Source organism: Streptomyces sp. NPDC002580 (assembly GCF_042889485.1).
Classification (GTDB): Bacteria; Actinomycetota; Actinomycetes; order Streptomycetales; family Streptomycetaceae; genus Streptomyces.
Genome location: NZ_JBIAQZ010000004.1, coordinates 49350 through 56394, shown reverse-complemented (window position 1 = coordinate 56394; position 7045 = coordinate 49350). Strand labels below are relative to the sequence as shown.

4 protein-coding genes are annotated in these 7045 nt (G+C 70.2%); 2 read left to right on the top strand and 2 right to left on the bottom strand.

All coding sequences use genetic code 11. The features are described 5' to 3' along the window. Nucleotides 1-151 precede the first annotated feature (151 nt). Entirely contained in the window at nucleotides 152-1342 is a 1191-nt protein-coding gene (locus tag ACFYW7_RS14400; RefSeq protein WP_389501785.1) for an Ig-like domain-containing protein, read from the bottom strand. A 501-nt stretch (nucleotides 1343-1843) separates the two neighbouring features. Here ACFYW7_RS14400 and ACFYW7_RS14395 point away from each other — a divergent pair. Continuing rightward, entirely contained in the window at nucleotides 1844-2638 is a 795-nt protein-coding gene (locus ACFYW7_RS14395) for an SGNH/GDSL hydrolase family protein (protein WP_389501783.1), read from the top strand. Between the two features lie 143 nt (nucleotides 2639-2781). Next, a complete protein-coding gene (locus tag ACFYW7_RS14390; RefSeq protein WP_389501781.1) occupies nucleotides 2782-5562 on the top strand; it encodes a SpoIIE family protein phosphatase in 2781 nt (926 codons plus the stop codon). Between the two features lie 54 nt (nucleotides 5563-5616). On the opposite strand, the gene ACFYW7_RS14385 is transcribed toward ACFYW7_RS14390, so the two are convergent. Continuing rightward, on the bottom strand, nucleotides 5617-6459 hold the full coding sequence (locus tag ACFYW7_RS14385; RefSeq protein ID WP_389501779.1) for an ABC transporter substrate-binding protein: 843 nt from the start codon (nucleotides 6457-6459) through the stop codon (nucleotides 5617-5619). Nucleotides 6460-7045 lie beyond the last annotated feature (586 nt).

Sequence of the window (7045 nt, the reverse complement as noted above, 5' to 3'; positions counted from 1 at the left end):
CAAAAAAATAAACCACCCCCCCTTAATGCGCCCCCCCCCCATTGGGTGGGGTACATGTGGCGTTCCCCGGGCCCCGGGGGGGGCGGCGGCGGGGGGCCCCCCCCCCGCCTGGCGGAAGGGACGCGGGTTCACCCGCGCGAGTGGCGTGGCGTCAGTTGGACGTGCTGCCCGAGATCCACTCGCTCCACGGCATGTTCCAGTCGCTGAGGCCGTTGTCCGCGGCCACCGTGGTCTTGTCGGCGGAGTTCTTGACGATCACGACGTCACCGATCAGCGAGTTGTCGAAGAACCACGCGGCGGGCTGCTTGCCGTCGCCGGCGTTCCTGACGTCCTTCAGGCCGACGCAGCCGTGGCTGGTGTTGACCTTGCCGAAGACCGAGTCGCCACCCCAGTAGTTGCCGTGGATGAAGGTGCCCGAGTTGGTCAGGCGCATGGCGTGCGGTACGGCCTTGATGTCGTACGAGGGCTTGCCGTCCTTCTCCGTGAGGCCGACGGTCGCACCGTTCATGTGGATCTGCCGGTACTTCTCGGAGATGACCAGCTGGCCGTTGTACGTCGGGTGCTCGGCGCTGCCGGACGAGATCGGGACGGTCTTGATCGTCTTGCCGTCCCGTACGACGGACATCTGCTTCGTCCTGGCGTCGACGGTGCTGACCTGGCTCCTGCCGATCTTGAACGTGACCGTCTCCTGTGCGCCGTCGAGGTTCATCGTGACGGTCACGGTGGAGCCGGGCTTCCAGTAGTGCTCGGGGCGGAAGTCCAGGCGGCTGTCGTTGAGCCAGTGGCCGACGACCTGCTCGCCGGTGCTGGTGCTGACCTGGATCTTCGACTCCACAGTGGCCTTGTCGCCGATCGCCTTGTCGAAGTCGAAGGTCACCGGCATGCCCACACCGACGGTCGAGCCGTTCGCGGGGGAGAGGTGCCCGAGGAAGTCGTTGGCGGGGGAGACCGTGGAGATCGTGGAGTTCCCGGTGGCGGAGCGGCCCTTCGCGTCCTCGGCCTCCGCGGCGACCTGATACCGGGTCGCCTGCTTCAGGGGGCCGTTCGGCTTCCAGGATGTGCCGTCCGCGGACAGGGTGCCCGGAACCTCGGTACCGGTCGCGACGGCGGTCATGGTCACCTTGGTGAGGGTGCCGTCGCTGACGGTGACTCTCACGGGGTCGTTGATCCCGACGCCGCGGGCTCCTTGCCCGGGCGTGATCCTTATTCGGGCGTCGGAAGCGTCCTGGGTGGCCTTCTTGTCCGCCTGCGTCTGCTTCTCCGGGGCGGCCCCGGTGTCGTTGGTGGCAGCGTGACTGGTACCGCCGAGCGCCGTGAGCGCGAGTGCGCCGACCGTAACCATCAGTCCTGCGTGTCGCCTGCGTACGGTGATCAAGCGCTTCTCCCTGCCACTGGTCGTCGAATCCCCGGAACTGGTTACCGAAGGAGGTAATCAGCCACAAAGAAGCATTTTTATCTATTAGTCCGTTTTTCGGGAGGGGTTTGTGGCGGGGCTCACGCGGTGAGTCGCGCGGGCCCCGAGGCTCCGCCCGACGGCCGTGGCCTCGTGTACCGGTGATCCCGGAGGGTCATGCCGTGCCCTCTGGGTCCGGCGGCTCGGGGCCGGGTGGCGGGAGTCGGCGGACCCCGCCCGCGCGCAGGGTGATCGCCGCCCGCGGCCGCACCGGCCGGTGCCCCCGCGCCCTCTGTGTGTCGGCGGGACCGGTTTCAGGGCGTGCTCGCGCGTGTTTCCGTGGCGTTAAACGTGATGTTGAATACGGAACCAATTTTGACATGAACACTTCCATAATATGGTTGCCTGTTGTACCAAATGGGGGCCAGCTTTCCCGTTCAGGGAGGTCCTGTGAGACGCGTCAAATTGCGATCCACCCTTGCCGCCTTCGGTCTCGCGATGATGTTCGGCCTGGTGCTGACAGGTCCGGCGCATGCCGCCGGCCCGGCCTACGTCGCACTGGGTGACTCGTACTCGGCCGGCAACGGCGCAGGGAACTACGACAGTTCGAGCGGAGGCTGCCACCGCAGCCTCAGTGCCTACCCCTATCTGTGGAAGAACGCCCACGCACCGTCCTCGTTCGCCGACACCTCCTGCTCGGGCGCGGTCACCACGGACGTGACCAACGGCCAGCTCGCCCCGCTGAACTCCTCCACCGGCCTCGTCTCCCTCACCGTCGGCGGCAACGACGCCGGCTTCTCGGACGTCATGACCACCTGCGTGACCGGCTCGGACACCGACTGCGTCAATCGCGTGAACACGGCCGAGAACTACGCCCGGAACACGCTCCCCGCCCGCCTCGACGCCACCTACGACGCCATCCGCGCCAAGGCGCCCAACGCCAAGGTGGTCGTTCTCGGCTATCCGCGCATGTACACGCTCAACGTCTTCTGCGTCGGCCTGAGCGCCACCAAGCACAGCAAGATCGACGAGGCCTCGGACGTCATCGACAGTGTCATCGCCGGCCGTGCCGCCGCCCACGGTTTCGTCTTCGGGGACGTCCGCACCACGTTCGGCGGTCATGAGCTGTGCTCCAGCGACGGCTGGCTGCACTCCTTGGCGGTCTCGCCGGGCTGGGAGTCGTACCACCCCACCGCCACCGGCCACGCCGGTGGCTACTACCCCGTCCTCAACGCCAACAGCTGACCTCCCCCGGGGCGAGCCGGCCCGGCTCGCCCCGGCCTCCACCGCCGACCGGCGGGGAGGCCGGGACGGTGGCGACACCACTCGGCGCCTGGACCAGTCGATCCTGAGCCGCGCCCGCCGGACCTGTCACTGATACTGATGAAATGGGCAAACTTGGGCGAGATGTCCCGGCGAGCCGCCGGGGCGACCGCGTGCCGCCGAAGGCCGGGCCGGCGGAAGCCGGCCCGGAAGCCCGTCAGCGTTCGTTCGGCCGACGCCTGTGGTCGTTGCTGAAGCCGCGCAGCGTCGCCGGTCAGGTCTTCCTGCTGCAACTGGTGGTCATCCTGGTGCTCATCACCACGGCCGTGGTGGTGCTCGTGGTCCAGGACCGCAACCGCGCGATCCAGGAGGCCGGTGACCGGTCGTTGGTGGCCGCCGAGTCGTTCGCGAACGCCCCGGGCACCGCCGAGGCGATGAAGAGCGACGACCCGACGGCGGAACTCCAGCCGCATGCCGAGGCGGTGCGCAAGAAGACCGGCGTCGACTACGTCGTGGCGCTGAGCCCCTACGGCTTCCGGTGGACCCACCCGGACCCGGACCAGATCGGGAAGCACGTCTCCACCTCCTACGATGAGGCGCTCGAGGGCGAGCCCCACCAGACGACGTTCGACAGCAGTCTGGGTAAGGCGGTCGACTCGACGGTGGCCGTCTTCGACGACAAGGGGACAGCGGTCGGCCTCGTGACCGTGGGGGTCACGGTGGACAAGGTCACCGGTGTGGTGCAGCGCCAGCTGCCGGTGATCTTCGCCACCGGCGGACTCGCGCTGCTGCTGGCCGCCGGTGGGTCGGCACTGGTCAGCGGGCGGCTGCGGCGCCAGACCCGGGGCCTGGGGCCGGTGGAGATGACCCGCATGTACGAGCACCACGACGCGGTGCTGCACGCGGTCCGCGAGGGCGTGATCATCCTGGACGGTGACGGAAAGCTGCTGCTGGTCAACGACGAGGCACGCCGGCTGCTCGCACTGCCGCCGGAGGCCGAGGGCAGGCCGGTCACCGGACTCGGGCTGAACCCGGACCTGGCCGCCCTGCTGGGATCGGGCCGCCCGGCCACGGACAAGGTCTTCCTGGCCGGAGACATCCTGCTCGCGGTCAACGTGCGGCCGGTGGGTCTGAAGGGCAGCTCCGTGGCCACCCTGCGGGACACCACGGAGCTGCGCGCCCTCGCGGGCCGGGCGGACGTGGCGGGCGGGCGACTGCAACTGCTCTACGAGGCCAGCATGCGGATCGGCACCACCCTCGACGTGGAACGGACCGCCGAGGAACTGGCCGAGGTGGCGGTCCCACGCTTCGCCGACTTCGCCACCGTCGAGCTGGTGGAGCCCGTGCTGCAGGGCGGTGAACCGACCGGGTCGACCATGGACATGCGCCGCGTCGCGGCCGCGGGCATCCGGGACGGGGTGCCCCTCTACCCCGTCGGGCGGCGCATGCGCTACGAGCCCGGCAACCCCGTGGCCATCGGTATGACCACCGGCCGGCCGGTCCTGGTGGAGGACCTCGCCATGGCCGACGGCTGGCGGGTCCAGAACCCGGAGCGGGCCCAGCGGGTCATCGACTACGGGATCCACTCCATGATCTCGGTGCCGCTCCAGGCCCGGGGCCAGTTGCTGGGGGTCGTGGAGTTCTGGCGTTCGGAGCAGGACCGCTTCGAGGCGGACGACCTGTCGCCGGCCGAGGAACTCGCCGCCCGGGCGGCCGTGTGCATCGACAACGCGCGCCGCTACACCCGCGAGCACAAGACGGCCGTCACCCTCCAGCGCAGCCTGCTGCCCGGCGTGCTCCCCGAGCTGTCCGCCCTGGACGTCGGGCACCGCTACCTGCCCGCACAGGCGGGGGTGGGCGGCGACTGGTACGACGTCATCCCGCTGCCGGGTGCCCGGGTGGCCCTGGTGGTCGGCGATGTCGTCGGACACGGTCTGCACGCCGCCGCGACGATGGGCCGGCTGAGGACCGCGGTGCACAACTTCGCCGCCCTGGACCTGCCTCCGGACGAGCTTCTGGCACACCTGGACGACCTGATCACCCGGATCGACCAGGACGCGGCGGCCGAGGGCAGCACCGATGCCATCACCGGCGCCACCTGCCTGTACGCGGTCTACGATCCGGTCTCCGGGCGCTGTGTCCTCGCCCGGGCCGGTCATCCCGGTCCGGCGCTGGTCGCGCCGGACGGCTCCGTGAGCTTCCCCGAGATCCCCGTCGCCCCGCCGCTCGGCGTCGGCGGAGGCCTGCCGGTCGAGACGGCCGAACTCCGGCTGGCCGCCGACAGCCGGCTCGTCCTCTACACCGACGGCCTGGTCGAGGCCCGCGGCCGTGACATCGACGTCGGGCTCGGCATGCTGCGGGCGGCGCTCGCCGACACGGACGGCGCCACCCCGGAGGCCACCTGCCGGGCGGTCCTCGACGCGATGCTCCGCACCCGTTCGAGTGACGATGTGGCGCTGCTCGTCGCGCGCACCCGGCTGCTCGACCCGGACCAGGTCGGGGAGTGGGAGGTGCCCGACGACCCCGCGGCCGTCCCCCGGATCCGCGCCGAGGCCACCCGCAGGCTGGAATCCTGGGGGGTCGGCGAGGCGGCGTTCACGACCGAGCTGATCCTCAGCGAACTGGTGACGAACGCCATCCGGTACGGAGGGACCCCCATCAGTCTGCGGCTGCTGCGCGACCGGGACAGCCTGATCTGCGAGGTCGCCGACGGCACCAGCACCTCTCCGCACCTGCGCCGCGCGACCCTCACCGACGAGGGGGGCCGTGGCCTGTTCCTCGTCGCGCAGCTGTCCCGCCGCTGGGGGACCCGGTACACCGACCGAGGCAAGATCATCTGGGCTGAGCAGGCGCTCGACGCGGGAGCCGCCGGAGACCTGAGCGGACTCCTGATGGCGGACCTGTGACGGGGGACGGACGCCGGCCCGCCGCCCGCCCCGGGGTGTGCGCCCGCCGGGCGTTCAGGAGCCCTCGGGCACGGTGAAGTACGGGATCTTGGCCGGGTCCTGGCCGAACGCGGCCCCGAGATAGACGGCCGACAGCTTGGCGAGCGTCCCGTCGTCGATCAGCTGCTTGATGATCCGGTCCAGCTCGTCCTTCTCGGACGACCCCTTCGGGTACAGGGCGCCGTAGCCCTGGTCGGTCCGGTACTGGCCCACCAGGCGTACCCGCTGCTCCCGCTTCTGCGGGTACGCCAGCAGAATCGTCGTGTCGTGGACGACCGCGTCGATCCGTCCCTCCTCCAGCGCCGTGACCATCTCCGGATCGTTGGCGAAGGCGGTGACGGGCTTGGTCGGCTTGAGGCGCTGCTCGACGAACTGCTCACCCGTGGTGCCCTCGGCCACTCCGATCCGGACGTCACGGATGTTGGCCTGGTCGATCTTCTCGCCGTCCCTGATCAGCACTCCCAGGGTCGAGGAGAGGTAGGCCGGGGAGAAGTCGGCGACCTTGCTCCGTTCCGGGGTGATCGTGATCTGGGCCAGGGCCAGGTCGAAGTCCTTGGTCCGGCCGGACACGATCACCGGGAACGGGGCGTTCTCCACCTTCACCCGGTCGAGCCCGGACCGGTAGGCGATGTTCGCGGCCATGCAGTACTCGTAGCCGCTCGTGATGGAGCCCGGCGTGTCCCCGCCGTTCCACCAGCCGGGCGCGGGCAGGGTCGTCTTGACCGTGAGGGCGCCCGCCGTCTCGGGCGACAGGTGGAACTCACCGCGCTGTCCCGAGACCGCGCAGTCGCCGTAGCGGACGTTCGACGACTCGGACCCGCCCTGGTCACAAGCCGAGGTCGTGACGATGAGCGCCACGCCGACAGTCACAGAGACGATCGCTGCCGCGGCGCGCATCATTGCACCTCCGGTAGGGGCATACTCCTTGAGTCACCATAAAACACCCAGGGGCATACGACTGCCGGAGCCACGTGGGAGGACTCGGGAACGCGGGTCGGGTCGCCCCTCCTCCGGCGGTGTCGCAAGGGGTGGCGGGGAGCGCGAGCGGTTTTCCCGCAGCCGTGTCGCGGTGCTCCCGAGTGACGTGACCACGGCGGCTCGCGGCGGCCCGGCAGCGGTGCAGGACGAATCCGGTCCGCACCGCGCCGTACGACGCATCGAGGCGCCTCCTGATCGGTCGCGCGCGGAGTGGGGATCGCGGTGTCCTCCGGTTCGCCAGGTCCAGGTCCAGGTCCAGGTGCGAGGCGGTGTCCAGTTCCGGGAGGGGGCCGCCGAGGGGCTGTGTCCGGCCGGAGGCCGGGTGGCGCGGAGCGGTTCTGCCCGGGCGTCGCCGCCACGGCATCCCTCTGTGGGGCTCCGGGCTGTGACCGTCGACTTCGTTCGTCACCCCATCAGGCGATCGGCACGGCGTCCGGTCGTACGATCGTCCTACGCACCGGCCGGT